This is a genomic window from Pantoea ananatis LMG 2665, from assembly GCF_000710035.2.
Classification (GTDB): domain Bacteria; phylum Pseudomonadota; class Gammaproteobacteria; order Enterobacterales; family Enterobacteriaceae; genus Pantoea; species Pantoea ananatis.
On record NZ_JMJJ01000006.1, the window covers coordinates 54,393 to 72,278 of the forward strand.

The following is a 17,886-nucleotide window of genomic DNA, read 5'->3' on the forward strand; positions in this document are numbered from 1 at the left end:
TCCTTCCCCTGAGGCGATGACGGAGGCCATAGCAAAACGGGCGACCCCAGAGGATCGCCCGTTACCAGAACTAAGCGCGTCAGTTAGCCTTCGTGCAGGCCGCACTCACGTTTCAGGCCAAAGAAACGCGTTTCTTCTTCTGCCATCCCCGGCTCCCACTTGCGCGTGGTGTGCGTATCTCCGACAGACAGATAGCCTTCCTCCCACAGCGGATGGTATTTCAGGTTGTGGGTTTGCAGATACTGATGAATCTGGCGGTTATCCCAGTCAATAATCGGCAGCACTTTAAACACGCCGCGCTGCACGCCCAGTACCGGCAATGTGGCGCGGCTGCCTGACTGATCGCGTCGCAGGCCCGCAAACCAGGTTTGGGCGCCCAGGGTTTCCAGCGCCCGATTCATCGGCTCAACTTTGTTGATCTGGTTGTACTGTTCAATGCCCTCTACCCCTTGCTCCCACAGCTTGCCGTAGCGGGCTTCCTGCCACGCTGGCGAGGTTTCCGCCCGGAACACCTGCAGGTTAAGGTTAAGCTGGTCAGCCAGTTCATCAATAAAGCGGTAGGTTTCCGGAAACAGATAACCGGTATCGGTGAGGATGACCGGAATATCCGGTTGTACGCGCGTCACCAGATGCAGCGATACCGCAGCCTGAATGCCAAAGCTGGACGAGAGCACGTAAGCCCCCGGCAGATTTTCCAGTGCCCAGCTTACACGCTCTTCAGCCGTGGCTTTTTCCAGTTGGGCGTTGGTTGCCGCCAACGCCATCGCGCGCTGGACCTTCGACATCTCATTCAGTGCTGCAAGATCGATACTCATTTTGCCTCCTGCCAGAAGTCGCGCGCAGGATCCAATACCGGCGTAACAATGCCAGCCCGAATCACGAAGTCACCAAAGCCTTCTGCGGCCTCGCGCTCTTTCGCCCAGCGACCTACCAGCTCATCAAGTGTGGCGAGAATTTCACTTTCAGTAATATTTTCGCGATACATACGTGGAATGCGCGTTCCGATGCGGTTACCCCCGATATGCAGGTTGTAACGGCCCGGCGCTTTCCCCACCAGGCCCACTTCTGCCAGCATGGCACGGCCACAGCCGTTCGGACAACCGGTAACGCGTAACACTATGTGCTCTTCGCCTACGCCATGGCTGTGCATGATCTCTTCGACTTTCGTCACGAAAGACGGCAGAAAACGTTCAGCCTCCGCCATCGCCAGCGGACAGGTTGGAAACGCCACGCAGGCCATCGAGTTTTCCCGCTGGGCCGTCACGTTTTCCATCAGGCCGTGTTCGTGGGCAATCGCTTCAATCTGCGCTTTTTGGCTTTCCGGCACGCCTGCCACAATCAGGTTCTGGTTGGCGGTCAGACGGAAATCGCCCTGATGGATTTTGGCGATTTCCGCCACGCCGCTTTTCAGCGGACGTCCCGGATAATCCAGCAGACGACCGTTTTCGATGAACAGCGTCAGATGCCACTTGTTATCAATGCCCTTGATCCAGCCAATGCGATCGCCACGGGTGGTGAATTCGTAAGGACGTGTCGGTGCAAACGTGACACCGGCGCGCTTCTCGACTTCCGCCTTAAACGTCTCTACGCCTACGCGTTCCAGCGTGTATTTGGTTTTGGCGTTTTTACGATCGGTACGGTTGCCCCAGTCGCGCTGGGTCGTCACTACCGCTGCTGCCACATCCAGGATCTTATCGACCGGGAAGTAGCCAAATTCGCTGGCGGTACGCGCGTAGGTGGCTTTATTACCGTGCTCGATAGACAGACCGCCGCCCACCAGCAGGTTAAAGCCCACCAGCTTGCCGTTTTCCGCAATCGCGATAAAGTTCAGATCGTTAGCGTGCAGATCAACATCGTTATGCGGCGGAATCACCACCGTGGTTTTAAACTTACGCGGCAGGTAGGTCTGGCCCAGGATCGGCTCTTCGTCGGTGGTGGCCACTTTTTCCTGATCCCACCAGATCTCGGCATAAGCGCGGGTTTGCGGCAGCAGATGCTCCGACAGCTTTTTGGCCCACTCATAGGCTTCCTGATGCAACTCAGACTCCACTGGGTTTGAGGTGCAGAGGACGTTACGGTTAACGTCATTCGCGGTCGCCAGCGCATCCAGCCCCACTTCGTGCAGCATCTGGTGCGTCGGCTTCACGTTCTTCTTCAGAATGCCGTGAAACTGGAAAGTCTGACGGTTGGTCAAACGGATGCTGCCGTAAAGGGTTTTATCGGTAGCAAATTTATCAATCGCCAGCCACTGTGTGGGCGTAATGATCCCGCCCGGCAGACGACAGCGCAGCATCATCGCATGGCGAGGCTCAAGTTTTTGCTCCGCACGTTCAGCACGAATATCGCGGTCATCCTGCTGATACATGCCGTGAAAACGGATCAGCAGGAAGTTATCGCCGCTGAAACCACCGGTCAGGCCCTCGTCGAGGTCCTCAAGGATGGTACCGCGCAGGTAGTTGCTCTCTTTTTTTAAACGCTCAGCGTCGGTGAGTTTGCCTTCAACCACCAGCGGGCCAGGGTATTTTTCAGTCATTAGTAAACGTCTCGCTGATAACGGCGCTCAATGCGCAGCTCACTTAAAAATTCGTCAGCCGTTTCACGATCCATAGCGCCGTGTTCGACCACCACATCCAGTAATGCCTGCTCAACGTCTTTTGCCATACGATTGGCGTCGCCGCAGACGTAAAGGTGCGCGCCTTCCTGTAACCAGCTCCACACCTCCGCACCCTTAGCGCGGATTTTATCTTGTACGTAAATTTTCTCGGCCTGATCGCGCGACCAGGCCAGATCGATATTCGTTAACAGGCCATCTTTCACGTATTTCTGCCATTCCACCTGATACAGGAAATCGTCAGTAAAGTGTGGATTGCCAAAGAATAGCCAGTTTTTACCGCTGGCGCCGTCGTTCTCGCGCTGCTGCATAAAGGCGCGGAACGGCGCAATACCGGTGCCAGGCCCAATCATAATGACCGGTGCATCCGGGTTGGCGGGCAGGCGAAAATTATCGTTGTGTTCGATAAACACGCGCACCTCACCGTCTTCTTCAATGCGATCCGCCAGCCAGGTGGAAGCGCCGCCGCCGCGCGGGCGCCCTTCAATATCAAAGCGCACGGCCCCCACGGTGATATGTACTTCGGTATCGGTTTCGGCCTGAGACGAAGCGATAGAGTAAAGACGCGGCGTTAACGGACGCAGCAAGCCGGATAACTGTTCTGCGCTCAGTTGGGCTGGTGCCAGACGAACCATATCAACAATCGGATAGCGTTGCGCATACTGCTGCAGTTTGGCTTTATCATCCACCAGTGACAGCAGTTCGTCGTTACGCGCTAAGCTCGCATATTGCGCCACGATTTGCGCCGTATTGACCGTTAACTCAAAATGTTTCTGCAACGCCTCTGCCAGCGGTAACGTCTGGCCCTGCACCTCAACCGGCTCATCGCCTTTTAGCCACACCAGTTCAAGCAGCTCGTTAACCAGCGCGGCGTCATTCTCATACCAGACGCCCAGCGCATCACCAGGCTGGTAGCGTAACCCTGAATCGCCCAGGTCGATCTCGATATGACGCACATCTTTGTCCGAATCGCGCCCGGTAATTTTCTGGTTCACCGCCAGGCTGGCACTAAGCGGCTGCTCTTTAGTGTAAGGGCTGGTGAAGACTTCGTTCACGCTGCCGGCGACGGTTGCCGCACTCTGGGCCGGTGACGCTGCCGGTACGCGTTCTTTCAGTGCAGCAGTAATTGCCGCGCGCCAGGCGCTGGCCTGCTCGGCATATTCAACATCCGCATCAACCCGATCCAGCAGTCGTTCTGCACCCAGCTCGGCCAGGCGGCTGTCAAAATCTTTGCCCGCTTTGCTGAAGAATTCATAGGAGGTATCGCCCAGACCAAACACGGCAAAGGCCGCGCCGTCCATTTTGGGCGCTTTCTTAGACATCAGGAATTTATGCAGCGCAACGGCCTCTTCCGGTGGTTCGCCTTCGCCCTGCGTCGAGGTCACGACAATCAGAATTTTTTCCTGGCCAATCTGCTTAAATTTAAAGTCGCCCGCGTTGACCAGATTCACGGTCAGTTTTGCCGCCTGCAGGTCATCGCGTAACTGCTCGGCTACCCGGCGGGCATTGCCGGTTTGTGAGGCAGAGAGCAGCGTAATCGCCGGGGTTTCAGCCTGCGCAGGCGCGCTGGCAACCGCCTGGCCTGGCGTTTGATTGACCATGCCCCAGAAATAGCCAGAGAGCCAGGCCATCTGAGTGGTGGAAAAATCTGTCGTTGCTGCCTGTAAACGAGCAAGTTGCTCCGGAGAGAGCGGAAGCATTGAGCCTGGTGCCTGAGTCGTCATCGCGATAAAAATTCCAGTAGCAGAAGTCCGGACCGAATAGTAGCGGAAGAGAAGAAAGGGTACAGGCTGCTATATTAACGATTAAATACGCCTTCGACATATCAAATAACCAAAATGACTAAATGGTTTTTCAGATAAAATTAATCGTTAAAAGTGGTAAGAATATTGAGGGTTAACACACTCAGGTAATCACGGCGCGCACTGGACTTTACGACGGGTGATCGCGGCAAATTGCTGGGTTAACAACAGGAAAACGACCAGGAGCGACGACAGGTGCCAGGCATTATCACCGCGTTACCGCAAGCAATGGCGGAGCAGATTCTGCAAAAACTGGGGTTTAGCGCGCCTCCCGCTCCTGATGAGATCGGACTGAGTGAGATATATCGCGCCTGGTGCCAGTCGGTACCCTTTGATAATCTTCGCCGCCGTCTGATGACTGACCACGACAGCGCCCTCCCCTTGCCCGGCAGCACGGCAACCGACTTTTTCACTCACTGGTTAACCTATGGCACAGGCGGCACCTGCTGGGCGGGCCATGGCGCGCTGCATGCCCTGCTGATACACGTGGGATTTAACGTGCAGTTTGGCCTTTCCATCATGCTGTCCTCACGTCCGGCGCCCGCAGGTTCCCCCGGTCATGGCATGCTGTTTGTTAACATGGATGCAGGCACGCGGGTGGTTGACAGCACGCTGCTCCATGGCCATCCGCTCCCGCTGGAAGCCAGGCTGAATCCCCATCCCGTCTGGGGCACGCGCGTTTATGAGCGAGACGGCAGTTGGTACATACACTGGAAACCGCTGGGTCGGGCAGGGATCGACTGCAAAATTCTGACTACCGACCTCCCCGTTGACGCGTTTCAGTCACGTCATCAACAGAGCCGACATAGCAGCCGCTTTGACGGTGCCTTGCTGATTCGCCGCGCCAGCGCCGGGAGCATCACCGGAATCGTGAAGGGAGAACGGGTTATCAGGGACCCTGAGGGAAAGGAAACCTTTACGCCGCTGTCACGTTCAGAGCAGCAACGGCTGCTGATTGAGGATTACGGCATAGCGGAAGCTATCGTGGCGCGGCTTCCGGCTGACGATCCGGGCCATGGCTGAGCGCATTTTGGGAAAGGCGCGCGAATCCTTTTACTATTCTGGCTTAATCGTCGTTTAAAGGCGCTTAGCAGATGCGAAAAACTGGCCTTTCAGGTAGAATTCAGCCGTTTTTAATGCCTGAGAGCGATTATGTCTACCACGTTATTTAAAGAGTTCCAGTTCGAAGCCGCACACTATTTACCCAATGTGCCGGCAGGACACAAATGCGGCCGTCTGCACGGTCACTCATTCCTTGTTCGTCTGGAAATTACCGGTGAAGTGGATGCGCATACCGGCTGGGTCATGGATTTTGCTGAGCTGAAAGCGGCGTTTAAACCCCTCTATGACAGGCTCGATCACTACTATCTTAATGAGATCCCCGGACTGGAGAATCCCACCAGCGAAGTCCTGGCAAAATGGATTTGGGATCACATGAAGCCTCGCCTGCCGCTGCTGAGCGCGGTGATGATCAAAGAAACCTGTACTGCAGGCTGCACCTATCGCGGTTAATCTGCTCTGTACGGCAGCGCAGCCGGTCACCCGCTTACTGACCTGTTGATCGGCCTGCTGCCGCCTCTCCTGCGCGACATCAGCTGAACTCTCCTCCTCTGTCTGACGTCATCCTTCTGTCATCTTTCCCCACCAGGCTGTTCTCTCCTTCATTAAAGATCAAGAGAATCAACAATGAACCTGGTAAAACCGCTTTTTGCTTGTCTCTTCTTTATCACCGCCTCTGCCGCCGTTCAGGCGGAAAACATCCTAAGCTTTCCACAACCCGACTCACTGCCCGACGAATTCTATGCCGTGACGGAAATTCCCGCAGGCGGAATCATCAAATATGAAACCGATGCGAAAACCGGTTTTATCGTTGCCGATCGTTTTCAGTCGATGCCGGTCGCTTATCCGGCAAACTACGGTTCGCTGACGCAATCGCTGGGCGGCGATAACGATCCGCTGGATGTGATCTTCTACACCCGCGCCCCACTTGCGCCCGGGACATTAATTAAACTGCGCCCGATTGGCGTACTGAAAATGATCGACGGTGGCGAAGTGGATGACAAAATCGTGGCGGTTCCGGCCAGCAAAGTCGATCCGACCTATGATGCGATTCAGACGGTCGCCGATCTGCCAAAGCTGGAACAGCAGCGGCTGGAAGCGTTCTTTCGCGTCTATAAAGCGCTGCCGGAAGGGCGTAAAAACGTGGAGCTGAAGGGATTCGAAGACGCCAGCGCGGCCAAAGCGGAGATCAAACAGGCTTTTGAGGCCTGGAAAGCGAAGCAATAACGGTCAGGCGGCGAGAGGCCGCCTGAGTCTTATCAGGCGATGTTCAGATATTTATGTGTCTGCATCGACAGGCGCCAGTTGCGCGCAATACAGGTCTCAATACAAAGTTTTGTCGCCTCATCTTTGCGGCTAATTGGCTGCAGCGCAATGATTCGAGCTTTGCTGTCCTGAATGCCAGCCAGCAGGTCGTCTAACGCCTCCACATCACGTTGCCGGGCAACCGGATGTTTGATTTCATCCGCACGGCTCAGGGCCTGAGCCAGCACGTCGTATCCGCCGCGCATATTTACCTTGGGTGAAACGGTAACCCAGGTTTGTTCGGAACAGTGGATTTCATGGGTTCCGCTGGTCTCAATCTGGCATTGAAATCCTGCCGCCTCCAGCGATGCGGTCAGCGGGCGTAAATCGTAAATGGCCGGTTCGCCGCCAGTGATCACCACATGGCGGGCCGTCCAGCCCTGTTGCGCGATGCTGCTGAGCAGCGTCGCCGTATCGGCGTTGCCCCAGGCATCGCTTTCCACCGTTTTGACCAGAATATCGCCTAATGATGTTTCCCGATCCGCCTGTTTTTCCCAGGTGTGTTTGGTGTCACACCAACTGCATCCTACCGGACATCCCTGTAAGCGGATGAAAATAGCCGGCACGCCGGTGTAATAACCTTCGCCTTGCAGCGTCTGGAACATTTCGTTAATCGGGTACTGCATAATGGTCTCTGTGGTTTTAGCAAAACGCGATTATCGCAGAACTCCGGGTTGAGATCATGTCAGGTGATGCGGCGTGGCTGACTCTGTCTAAGGCAAGCCGGATTTTTGCGTTTATCCAGAGGCGAATTTCACTGATTATTGTGAGCTGATTAGCACTATTTGGCCCGTTGCTGGCTCTTTGTCCTGCAAATTGATCGTCATCATTCCTCCGCTTACATCCCACTTTTAGCATCGCCTTTTGTCGCCAAAGATGTAAGGAAATAAACGATGACTGACTCTTCTCAATCCGAACCGCTTAAGGTCGGACCGGGCGCTTACCTGGCCTTGCTGTTTGCCATGGTGTTTTTCTCCGGTCTGCCTGGCGGAAAAGAGTGGTATGGCGTGTTTGACTTCACCACATTAAACGGGGCATTCGGAAAAGTGGTATCCGGTGTCAGTCTTCAAACCGACACCCTGGATGTCGCGCAAAGCGCCTTTCGGGGAAAAGGCGGTTATGGGGCAATGGATGGGTTCCTGTTCGCATTTGGCTTGATCCCTGCTGTTATGTTTGCATTAGGCATGATCAACGTGCTTGAGCACTACGGCGCACTTCGTGCAGCCCGTAAGCTACTTACCCCGCTACTGCGGCCTCTGATGGGGATCCCAGGCTCAACCGGGCTGGCCATGATTGGGAGTCTGCAAAGCACGGATGTTGGCGCATCATTAACCCGCGTACTGGCTGATGAAGGGCAGATCACGGAAAGGCATGGCGCGGTATCGGCTGAATTTTAGCGGCGTTGCTGCGCATTCGGGCAACGATCCCGATAAAGGCCGTTCAGCCATCAACGTACTGGCGTACAGCGTCATTGCCGTTGCGAACCTGGCCGATCCCGCACAGGGCACAACGGTAAACACCGGCGTGATCTCAGGCGGGGACGCGGCAAATATTGTGCCAGACCACGCAGAGATGATCGTAGACGTGCGCTTTCAGCTTAACGCTGAGTTTGAGCGGGTCAACATGGCGATGAAAGCCCTTGCGCATTCTGAGGCGGAGCCCGGCGTAACGACGCAGGTTACCCAGCAGGCTTACACGCCTGCCATGACGCCAGATGCTAAAACAGAAGCGCTAATGCAGATCGTCGAGCAAGCCGGGCAAACAGAAGACATTGAGATTAGCTGGCAGGCTGTAGGCGGGGGCTCAGATGCCAACCATACCGCCGCAGTGGGCACGCCCTCACTGGATGGGTTTGGCCCCATCGGCGCAAATTTTCATAGCCCGTCTGAATATATGGAACTGAACAGCATTGAACCGCGCATTCGTTTACTGAAACGCATCATTCAGTCGCTGTAATGCTGTGGCTGCACAGGCTGCGGTCAGCGCCGCGACCTGTGCCGTCTATACCTCGGACTAGATCTTCAGGTCCACCCAGACTGCCGCATGATCCGAGGCGGCATTCACCTCTTTTTTCAGTTCGGGATAGGTTTCCCATTTTACCGGGCTCACGCCTGGCCACATCCCTTTGCGCCATACGCCGCCCTTTTCCACTTTTTTCCACAGCGCGGGGGACAGTAAAATGTAGTCAATTTTATTACTGGCGCTGCAGCCGCCCCAGGTTCCTGGATAGCCGCCGTTATCAAATTTTTCATGGGTGAAGATATCTTTCAGATCGGTTTCTTTCAGCAGAGGTGCCAGCGCCTCGCTGTCCGGCGTATCGTTAAAGTCTCCGGTGATAGCAATCAGCGTTTGTCCCTCTTTAATTCGCTGCTGATAAATTGCCTTCACCCGTTCGGCCTGCAGTTTACGGCGGGCGTCGGAAAGCGTTTTGGCACCGTAGCCTTTGCTTTTAAAATGGTTAACCAGCACGTGCAGGGTTTGTCCATCGGGTAGCGGAATCGCAAATTCGGGACAGTCGCGCGAGAAAATCAGGTCGCCCTGCTTATCCTTATCATCAACGTGGCTGCGAATGGTGTCGATTGCGAAGCCTGCTCCTGTCATCAGGCCAACATCAATGCCCCGCTCATCGTTGCCGTCAATCACCATGACGTGGCCAAAAGGCGTTCCCTGGCGCGCAGGCAGCATGGCGTTATTAAATTCCAGTAAAGCGGGCCGGCTTTCTGCCTCAACAACGGTCAAAATATCTGCCTTGAGGTCAATCATGACCTGCGCTGTTAATCCCATAGCTATTTCATCTACCGGCGCACGCCGCAGTTCCAGCGAACCGACCCAGTCGGCGCGTCCTGCGGCAATAATCTTTATTCCGCTGTTGTCTGTGGGGCGGGTCAACAGCTTGCCCCGGTTACGCCGCAGGATAACAAAGGGGCCGGTATCTGACTTTTGCAGCCCCAGCGCCTCCATCAATTCCACCATTTGCTTCTTAGTCGCATCGCTGTATTCCACCTGCCCCAGCAGTGCATTCAGTTGGGCGAATTTTTCCAGCGTCGGTTTGCCCTCACGCCATTCGTTTTGGTTCATTGCTCTGGCGCGATCGAACAGGTTTTCCACGTTATAAGAAGCCAGTCTCATGCGTTTCCCCCTTCTGCCTGTCAGAAATATGAACCTGAAGCGCGTGCTTCAGGCCAGCGGTAAGGTGCGAGGTCAGCCCGGCGCACCTTGCTCGTTATTCAGTGTCGGTGGGTTTTATTAAGAACGGATGTAAACAGCATAGACGTCGCGCAAAAAGATGGCGGAAGCTGCATAAGGTCCGGGCATAAAAAAACCCGCCACGTGGGCGGGTTATGATCAGAAGTCAGACGGCAGTAAACTTACTGACCTTTAACTTCTTTCAGACCGTTGAAGGGGGCTTTTGAACCCAGCGCTTCTTCGATACGGATCAGCTGGTTGTACTTAGCAACACGGTCAGAACGGCTCATTGAACCGGTTTTGATCTGGCCCGCAGCTGTACCGACCGCCAGGTCAGCGATGGTCGCATCTTCAGTTTCGCCTGAGCGGTGAGAGATCACAGCGGTATAGCCTGCATCTTTCGCCATTTTAATTGCAGCCAGGGTTTCGGTCAGTGAACCGATCTGGTTGAATTTGATCAGGATAGAGTTAGCGATGCCTTTCTCGATACCTTCTTTCAGGATTTTGGTGTTGGTTACGAACAGGTCGTCGCCCACCAGCTGGATTTTGTCGCCCAGCACTTTGGTCTGGTAGGCGAAGCCATCCCAGTCAGACTCGTCCAGGCCATCTTCGATAGAAACGATCGGATACTGTTTAGTCAGATCTTCCAGGAAGTGGGTGAACTCTTCTGAGGTAAACGCTTTACCGCCTTCACCGGCCAGAACGTATTTGCCATCTTTGTAGAATTCAGAAGCCGCACAGTCCATGGCCAGGGTGATGTCTTTACCCAGCTCGTAACCGGCTGCTTTTACCGCTTCAGCGATAACGGCCAGCGCTTCGGCGTTAGAACCCAGGTTTGGCGCATAGCCACCTTCGTCACCCACCGCCGTGCTCATGCCTTTGCTTTTCAGCACTTTTGCCAGGTTGTGGAACACTTCAGAACCCATACGGATCGCTTCTTTAACGTTTGAAGCGCCAACCGGCTGAATCATGAATTCCTGAATGTCGACGTTGTTGTCTGCATGTTCGCCGCCGTTGATGATGTTCATCATTGGCAGTGGCATAGAGTATTTGCCCGGGGTGCCGTTCAGCTCAGCGATGTGCTCATACAGCGCCTGACCTTTAGAGGCCGCTGCGGCTTTCGCTGCTGCCAGGGAAACAGCCAGAATGGCGTTAGCACCGAAGTTAGATTTGTTCTCAGTACCGTCCAGGTCGATCATGATTTTATCGATGTTCGCCTGATCTTTCGCGTCTTTGCCTTTTACCGCTTCAGCAATCGGGCCGTTAACCGCAGCAACGGCTTTGGTTACGCCTTTGCCCAGGAAACGGGATTTGTCACCGTCACGCAGTTCCAGTGCTTCACGAGAACCGGTAGATGCACCTGACGGTGCCGCAGCCAGACCAACGAAACCACCTTCCAGGTGAACTTCTGCTTCAACAGTTGGGTTGCCACGTGAGTCGATAATTTCGCGACCGATGACTTTTACGATTTTGGCCATTACGATTTTCCTCAGTACAAGTTAGTCAATCCTAAGACAAAGAACGCGCGAAAAGTTCGCGCGTTGTTCGTTAAACTTATTTCGCTAAACGCTTCTGATGCTCATGTGCTGCTTTCACAAAACCCGCAAACAACGGATGACCATCGCGAGGCGTCGATGTGAACTCAGGGTGGAACTGGCAAGCAATAAACCATGGATGATTGGGGATCTCAATGATCTCAACCAACTGATCGTCACCTGAACGACCTGCCACGCGTAAACCCGCTGCCTCAATTTGCTTCAGCAGCATGTTGTTCACTTCATAGCGGTGACGATGGCGCTCAACAATGGTGTCAGAACCGTACAGCTGGCGAACCTTACTTTCCGGATTCAGCTGGCACTGCTGGCTGCCCAGGCGCATGGTGCCACCCAGATCGCTCTGTTCAGTACGCACTTCCACGTTGCCTTCTTCGTCACGCCATTCGGTGATCAGTGCCACCACCGGATACTTACAGTCTGGCACAAATTCAGTGGAGTTAGCGCCTTCCATTCCGGCGACGTTACGGGCGAACTCCATCAGTGCGACCTGCATGCCGAGGCAGATGCCGAGATAAGGCACGTTGTTTTCACGCGCGTATTTCGCCGTCATCAGCTTGCCTTCTACACCACGGTAGCCAAAGCCACCAGGGATCAGAATGGCATCCAAATCTTTCAGCAATTCGACACCACGGGTTTCAACGTCCTGTGAGTCGATCAGCTTGATGTTTACGGTCACACGATTTTTCAGACCGCCGTGCTTCAGCGCTTCAATAACGGATTTATAGGCATCCGGCAGCTCGACATATTTGCCCACCATGCCAATGGTGACTTCGCCGCCCGGATTGGCTTCTTCATAAATCACCTGCTCCCACTCGGCCAGATTGGCTTCCGGGGCGTTCAGGTTGAAACGCTTACAGATGTAGTCGTCCAGGCCCTGTGATTTCAACATGCCAGGAATTTTATAAATTGAATCGACGTCTTTCAGCGAGATAACGGCTTTTTCCGGCACGTTACAGAACAGGGCAATTTTGCCACGCTCATTGGCTGGCACCGCACGATCGGACCGGCAAATGAGCACGTCAGGCTGAATACCGATGGAGAGCAGCTCTTTGACCGAGTGCTGCGTCGGCTTGGTTTTCACCTCGCCTGCGGCGGCCATGTAAGGCACCAGCGTCAGGTGCATATACATCGTATGCTCGCGGCCCACATCCACCGCCATCTGACGAATCGCTTCCAGGAACGGCAGGGATTCGATATCACCAACCGTACCGCCGATTTCGACCAGCACCACATCGTGACCTTCACCGCCTTCAAGAATGCGCTCTTTGATCGCATTCGTGATATGAGGGATGACCTGAATAGTGGCGCCAAGGTAGTCACCGCGACGCTCTTTGCGCAGGACTTCTGAGTAGATACGGCCCGTGGTGAAGTTGTTGCGGCGCGACATTTTAGTGCGGATGAAGCGCTCGTAGTGACCCAAATCCAGATCGGTTTCGGCACCATCATCGGTGACAAACACTTCACCATGCTGAGTAGGGCTCATGGTACCCGGATCGACGTTGATGTACGGATCCAGTTTCATGATGGTCACATTCAGACCACGCGCTTCGAGAATGGCTGCGAGGGAGGCTGCGGCAATGCCTTTACCCAGAGAGGATACGACCCCGCCGGTCACAAAAATATAATTCGTTGTCATGCTGAACCTGAGAGTTTAGGTTTAAAGACGGTGGAATAACCAGGACGGGAAAACAGTATACTGGAAACCGCTATCAGCCACAATTGATGAATCACATCCCTCTCCCAAAGCATTGCTGCGGGTAACATAGCGGATAGCGGTAAACAAAATTTTGACCTGCGTCACAAATCTGACGTCAGGCTGAATCGAGTAAGCTCGAGCGCACACTTTATGCGCGGTGCAGGAATAATCAGCTTTTTTCCGTTGCCTTTACCTGCTGCCAGGCGGCCTCCATCTGTTCCAGCGTCGCCCCCGGCATTGTCAGGCCCTGCGCGCTGATAATAGCTTCTACCGCGCGGAAACGTCGCTCAAACTTGTCGTTGGCTTTCTGCAGCGCCGTTTCGGCCTTGCTGCCCAAATGACGAGAGAGGTTAACGGTCGCAAACAGGAGATCGCCAATCTCTTCTTCCAGCTTTTGAGGATCGATAACGCTTTGCTGCGCTTCATGCATGACTTCGTCAATCTCTTCATGCACCTTATCGACCACCGGCCCCAGTGTGCTCCAGTCGAAGCCCACGTTGTGGCATCGTTTCTGAATTTTATGGGCGCGCATCAGGGCTGGCAGGGCTTTGGGAATATCGTCCAGCGCGGAGTGCTGCGCTTTTTCTGCCCGTTCGGCGCTTTTAATCGCTTCCCAGTTTTTTAACACGTCTGCGCTGTTCTCTGCCGTGCCGTCCGCAAAAATGTGTGGATGGCGGCGTTCCAGCTTGTCACTTATTGCATGGCAGATATCATCAAAATTAAAACGCCCCTGCTCCTGGGCCATCTGGGCATAAAACACCACCTGAAACAGCAAATCGCCCAGCTCCCCCCGCAGATCGTCGAAGTCCTCGCGCTGGATGGCGTCCAGCACTTCATAGGTTTCTTCCAGCGTGTAAGGCGCGATAGTGGCAAAGGTCTGCTCGCGATCCCACGGGCAACCCTGCTGCGGATCGCGCAGGGTTTTCATAATGCCCAGCAGGCGATCAATTGACGTCATAGGGAAATCCTTCAGGTGTTCAGTTGGCATAACAGCGGTGATAAAAGCAGCCAGGCGCACGTCGGTCAAGACATGCGCCTGATAACGGACGATTAGTGCAGGCGGCGGGCATCAATAATGTCAGGCACCTGATTCAGGCGAGACAGCACGCGTCCCAGGACCTGGTGGTTATAAATCTCGATGTCCATATCAATGGTGGCGAGCTGTTTTTTGGTATCGCTGCGGCTTGAAACGCCCAGGACGTTAACCTTCTCATTCGCGAGGATGGTGGTGATATCGCGTAACAGCCCGCTACGATCGTTGGCCGTCACCCTTACGACCAGCGAGTAGCCGCTGGAGTAGCTTTCGCCCCATACGGCATCCACAATGCGCTCGGGCGCGGTGGAAATCAGCTCAGACAGCTGGTCGCAATCGGCGCGGTGAATCGAAATGCCCCGTCCGTGCGTGATAAAACCCACGATGTCGTCACCCGGAATCGGCTGACAGCAGCGTGCAATATGGTGCATCAGGTTGCCCACGCCTTCCACGACCACACGGCCGCTCTCTTTGCGTGACGTTGGCGCATGCGATTTTTGTGTGAGCTGGCGCAGGGCTTCACGATCCTGCTCTTCCGCCGTCGGCTTATTGAGCTTCGCCTGCAGGAAATTCACCATCTGATGAAGGCGAATGTCCCCCCCGCCGATGGCAGCCAGCAACTCGTCCAGCGAGGTAACGTTATAGCGCGGCAGCAGCAGTTTCTCGGCTTCACGCAGGCTGATATCCATCTGATTCAGCTCGTTATCCAGAATCTGACGACCGGCAAGAATGTTTTTATCGCGATCCTGCTTGCGGAACCAGTTATGAATCTTGGCGCGGCCTCGGCTGGTGGTGATGAACCCCAGGTTAGGGTTCAGCCAGTCACGACTCGGATTCGGCTGTTTTTGGGTGATGACTTCCACCTGATCGCCCATCTGCAGCTGATAGGTGAAGGGCACAATGCGGCCACCAATCTTGGCACCGATGCAGCGGTGACCGATATCGCTGTGAATGTGGTAAGCGAAATCCAGCGGGGTAGAACCTGCCGGCAAATCGACCACGTCCCCTTTTGGCGTAAAGACATAGACGCGGTCGTCAAATACCTGGCTGCGCACCTCTTCCAGCAGCTCGCCGGAATCCGCCATCTCTTCCTGCCATGAGATCAGCTTACGTAGCCAGGCAATGCGCTCTTCGTGACCTGCCGCGCCGCGCGCATGGCTGGACGACGGCCCTTCTTTGTATTTCCAGTGCGCGGCGACGCCCAGCTCAGCGTCCTCATGCATCTGGCGGGTACGGATCTGGATCTCGACGGTTTTGCCCTCGGGCCCCAGAACCACGGTATGAATAGACTGATAGCCGTTAGGTTTGGGGTTGGCGACATAGTCGTCGAACTCGTTGGGCAGGTGGCGATACAGCGTGTGCACCGTGCCCAGCGCGCCGTAGCAGTCCTGCAGTCGCTCGGCGACAATACGCACCGCGCGAACATCAAATAGCTCATCAAACGCCAGCGACTTCTTCTGCATCTTGCGCCAGATGCTGTAGATATGTTTAGGACGGCCGTACACTTCGGCCCGCACGCCCTCTTTTGCCATCTCTTTGCGCAGATTATCGACAAAGTTATCGATGTACTGCTCACGGTCGATGCGGCGCTCGTGCAGCAGCTTAGCAATGCGCTTGTACTCGTCGGGATGCAGGTAGCGGAAGCAGTAATCTTCCAGCTCCCACTTAAGCTGACCGATGCCCAGGCGGTTCGCCAGCGGGGCATAAATATTGGTGCTCTCTTTCGCCGCCAGTACGCGTTCATCTTCCGGCGCGTCTTTAACTTCGCGCAGGTTCATGATGCGCTCAGCCAACTTCAGCACCACGCAGCGAAAATCTTCCACCATGGCGAGCAACATACGGCGGACATTATCCACCTGCTCAGAAGCCATTGAATCGTTATGAATGGCTTTCAGCTGACGAATGGCGTCCATATCGCGGACCCCGTGCACCAGCGAAACGATGCCCGGACCGACGGTTTTTTCCAGCTCTTCTTCGCTGACCACTTCGTCATTCGCGAGCGGGAAAATCAATGCGGCGCACAGGCTTTCGATATCCATGCTGAGCATCGAGAGAATTTCCACCATCTCGATGCCGCGCCACAGCAGCAGCGACTGGTGAGGATGCCCCTGAGTCTGCGCTTCACAATAGCGCCAGGTTTCAGCAAGGCGATCACAGGAATGCGGGTTAGCAACGCCAAGACTGGCGATCCACTGGTCAAGGGCAAACTCCCCTTCCGTATTTAAATGCGCACTTCTGACCGCAACCATATCCTCTCCTGCACAGCGCCCCTGCCGGACACTTATATTTTTTTTCTGAACAGCACCATGGATTCGAGATGACGGGTATGAGGAAACATATCCAGCATCGCGACCCTTTCCAATTGGTAACCCGCTGACAGCAATGTTTCACTGTCACGTGCGAGTGTCACAGGATTACACGAAACATAGACCACGCATTCTGGCGATAATTTGACGACATGTGCCATGACACCTGCCGCCCCAGCGCGAGCCGGATCGAGTAATACCTTGTTAAATCCCTGCATAGCCCAGGGCTGGCGCGAAACATCTTCTTCCAGATTATGCTGGAAGAATTTGACGTTTTTTAGCGCATTCACGTCAGCATTATACTCTGCCTGCTGCACTAATGCTGCAACGCCCTCCACACCCACGGCACTTTGTACCGATTTTCCTACAGGAAGCGTAAAGTTTCCCATGCCGCAAAACAGATCCAGCACCCGATCTTCAGGTTGCAAATCCAGCCACGCAATGGCCTTCGCCACCATCTGCTGATTCACCGTATCGTTGACCTGAATAAAATCCTTTGGACTGAAGATTAGCTCAAGCTGGTGAGAATGATAAAACGGCTGCCGATCGCCAGATTCGCGCAGCGTCTCGCTTCCATCATCCAGAAACAGCATCAGTTGGTGCTGATGCGAAAAACGTTCCAGTTTTGCAATATCATCGGTACTTAATGCATCGAGATGGCGCAATAACAGCACCGGGCCGTTGTCAGCCAGCACCAGCTCAACATGACCTAAGCGTTTGACAGCATTAAGCATAGTGAGACAATTGCGCAGCGGAATAATCAGCGCTTCAAGCTGGGGCACCATGATGGGGCACTGCTGGATATCGACGAGATCGTTGGTGGCCGCCTGGCGAAACCCCATCAGCAACTGCTGTGTTTTGTTCTGCCACTGCAGGCCAAGCCTGACGCGGCGACGGTAGCCCCAGGCCGGTCCGGCAATGATCTCATCAACCGCCACCGGCTGGTTCGCTGCCTGGGTCAACATCCGTGCCAGCGCACGTGATTTACTTTGCTGTTGTAACGCCTCGTCGGCATGCTGCTGCTGACAACCGCCACAGCGGCTAAAATGGGGACAGCGCGGCGCAACCCGTGAAGGACTGTGGTTAAGCAGGCGCACCGCTTTCGCTCTGGCATACTGGCGTTTATCCTCCAGCAGGGTGACCTCGGCCTGCTCTCCGGGCAGCGCGCCCGAGACAAACAGGGTTTTGCCCTTGTAGCGGGCAACGCCCTGACCAAACGGGTCGAGGTCTTCAATGGTGACGGTGATCCGTTGTTGGGTCGTCACACGCTGTTTTGCGGAGTAAAATTGCGCCATAGTGTGGTTCTTTCTCTTTAAGATTCGATGTGCACAA

14 protein-coding genes and 1 pseudogene are annotated in these 17,886 nt (G+C 54.7%); 5 read left to right on the top strand and 10 right to left on the bottom strand.

Annotation, left to right across the window (positions count from 1 at the left end):
* Positions 1 to 83: 83 nt before the first annotated feature.
* The 3 genes from EL29_RS13780 to cysJ are packed head-to-tail and all read right to left on the bottom strand — an operon-like array spanning position 84 to position 4,335.
* Entirely contained in the window at positions 84 to 815 is a 732-nt protein-coding gene (locus EL29_RS13780; RefSeq protein ID WP_014594441.1) for a phosphoadenylyl-sulfate reductase, read from the bottom strand.
* Complete coding sequence (gene cysI / locus EL29_RS13785) at positions 812 to 2,533, bottom strand: assimilatory sulfite reductase (NADPH) hemoprotein subunit (protein ID WP_022623099.1); 1,722 nt, start codon at positions 2,531 to 2,533, stop codon at positions 812 to 814. Before cysI ends, EL29_RS13780 begins: the two co-directional genes overlap by 4 nt.
* A complete protein-coding gene (gene cysJ / locus EL29_RS13790) occupies positions 2,533 to 4,335 on the bottom strand; it encodes an NADPH-dependent assimilatory sulfite reductase flavoprotein subunit (protein WP_028715725.1) in 1,803 nt (600 codons plus the stop codon). The genes cysI and cysJ overlap by 1 nt, the downstream gene beginning before the upstream one ends.
* 273 nt (positions 4,336 to 4,608) lie before the next feature.
* Here cysJ and EL29_RS13795 point away from each other — a divergent pair, with 273 nt between their 5' ends.
* The 3 genes from EL29_RS13795 (at position 4,609) to EL29_RS13805 (ending at position 6,699) form a co-directional block, all read left to right on the top strand.
* A complete protein-coding gene (locus EL29_RS13795) occupies positions 4,609 to 5,436 on the top strand; it encodes an arylamine N-acetyltransferase family protein (protein WP_028715726.1) in 828 nt (275 codons plus the stop codon).
* A 129-nt stretch (positions 5,437 to 5,565) separates the two neighbouring features.
* On the top strand, positions 5,566 to 5,925 hold the full coding sequence (gene queD / locus EL29_RS13800) for a 6-carboxytetrahydropterin synthase QueD (protein ID WP_013026939.1): 360 nt from the start codon (positions 5,566 to 5,568) through the stop codon (positions 5,923 to 5,925).
* A gap of 174 nt (positions 5,926 to 6,099) precedes the next feature.
* A complete protein-coding gene (locus EL29_RS13805; protein WP_013026940.1) occupies positions 6,100 to 6,699 on the top strand; it encodes an inorganic diphosphatase in 600 nt (199 codons plus the stop codon).
* 32 nt (positions 6,700 to 6,731) lie between these two features.
* Here EL29_RS13805 and queE read toward each other — a convergent pair whose 3' ends face one another.
* Positions 6,732 to 7,403: a 7-carboxy-7-deazaguanine synthase QueE gene (queE, locus tag EL29_RS13810; protein WP_014594445.1), complete on the bottom strand. Its 672-nt coding sequence runs from the start codon at positions 7,401 to 7,403 to the stop codon at positions 6,732 to 6,734.
* Positions 7,404 to 7,670: 267 nt separating this feature from the next.
* On the opposite strand from queE, the pseudogene EL29_RS13815 reads away from it, so the two are divergent.
* Both EL29_RS13815 and EL29_RS13820 read left to right on the top strand, forming a co-directional pair.
* A pseudogene (locus tag EL29_RS13815) lies at positions 7,671 to 8,171 on the top strand (nucleoside recognition domain-containing protein); the annotation flags it as partial.
* A complete protein-coding gene (locus EL29_RS13820; protein WP_080695299.1) occupies positions 8,149 to 8,733 on the top strand; it encodes a M20/M25/M40 family metallo-hydrolase in 585 nt (194 codons plus the stop codon). The pseudogene EL29_RS13815 and the gene EL29_RS13820, both read left to right, overlap by 23 nt.
* A gap of 57 nt (positions 8,734 to 8,790) precedes the next feature.
* Here EL29_RS13820 and EL29_RS13825 read toward each other — a convergent pair whose 3' ends face one another.
* The 6 genes from EL29_RS13825 to rlmD form a co-directional block, all read right to left on the bottom strand.
* Positions 8,791 to 9,906 carry an endonuclease/exonuclease/phosphatase family protein gene (locus EL29_RS13825; RefSeq protein ID WP_028715727.1) on the bottom strand — a complete coding sequence of 372 codons (1,116 nt, stop codon included), beginning with the start codon at positions 9,904 to 9,906 and terminating at the stop codon, positions 8,791 to 8,793.
* Positions 9,907 to 10,145: 239 nt separating this feature from the next.
* On the bottom strand, positions 10,146 to 11,441 hold the full coding sequence (gene eno / locus EL29_RS13830; RefSeq protein WP_013026946.1) for a phosphopyruvate hydratase: 1,296 nt from the start codon (positions 11,439 to 11,441) through the stop codon (positions 10,146 to 10,148).
* Between the two features lie 76 nt (positions 11,442 to 11,517).
* Positions 11,518 to 13,155 carry a glutamine hydrolyzing CTP synthase gene (pyrG, locus tag EL29_RS13835; protein ID WP_013026947.1) on the bottom strand — a complete coding sequence of 546 codons (1,638 nt, stop codon included), beginning with the start codon at positions 13,153 to 13,155 and terminating at the stop codon, positions 11,518 to 11,520.
* 229 nt (positions 13,156 to 13,384) lie between these two features.
* A complete protein-coding gene (gene mazG, locus EL29_RS13840; protein WP_028715728.1) occupies positions 13,385 to 14,173 on the bottom strand; it encodes a nucleoside triphosphate pyrophosphohydrolase in 789 nt (262 codons plus the stop codon).
* Between the two features lie 92 nt (positions 14,174 to 14,265).
* Positions 14,266 to 16,497: a GTP diphosphokinase gene (gene relA, locus EL29_RS13845; protein WP_013026949.1), complete on the bottom strand. Its 2,232-nt coding sequence runs from the start codon at positions 16,495 to 16,497 to the stop codon at positions 14,266 to 14,268.
* Between the two features lie 32 nt (positions 16,498 to 16,529).
* On the bottom strand, positions 16,530 to 17,849 hold the full coding sequence (gene rlmD, locus EL29_RS13850) for a 23S rRNA (uracil(1939)-C(5))-methyltransferase RlmD (protein ID WP_028715729.1): 1,320 nt from the start codon (positions 17,847 to 17,849) through the stop codon (positions 16,530 to 16,532).
* Between the last annotated feature and the right edge of the window lie 37 nt (positions 17,850 to 17,886).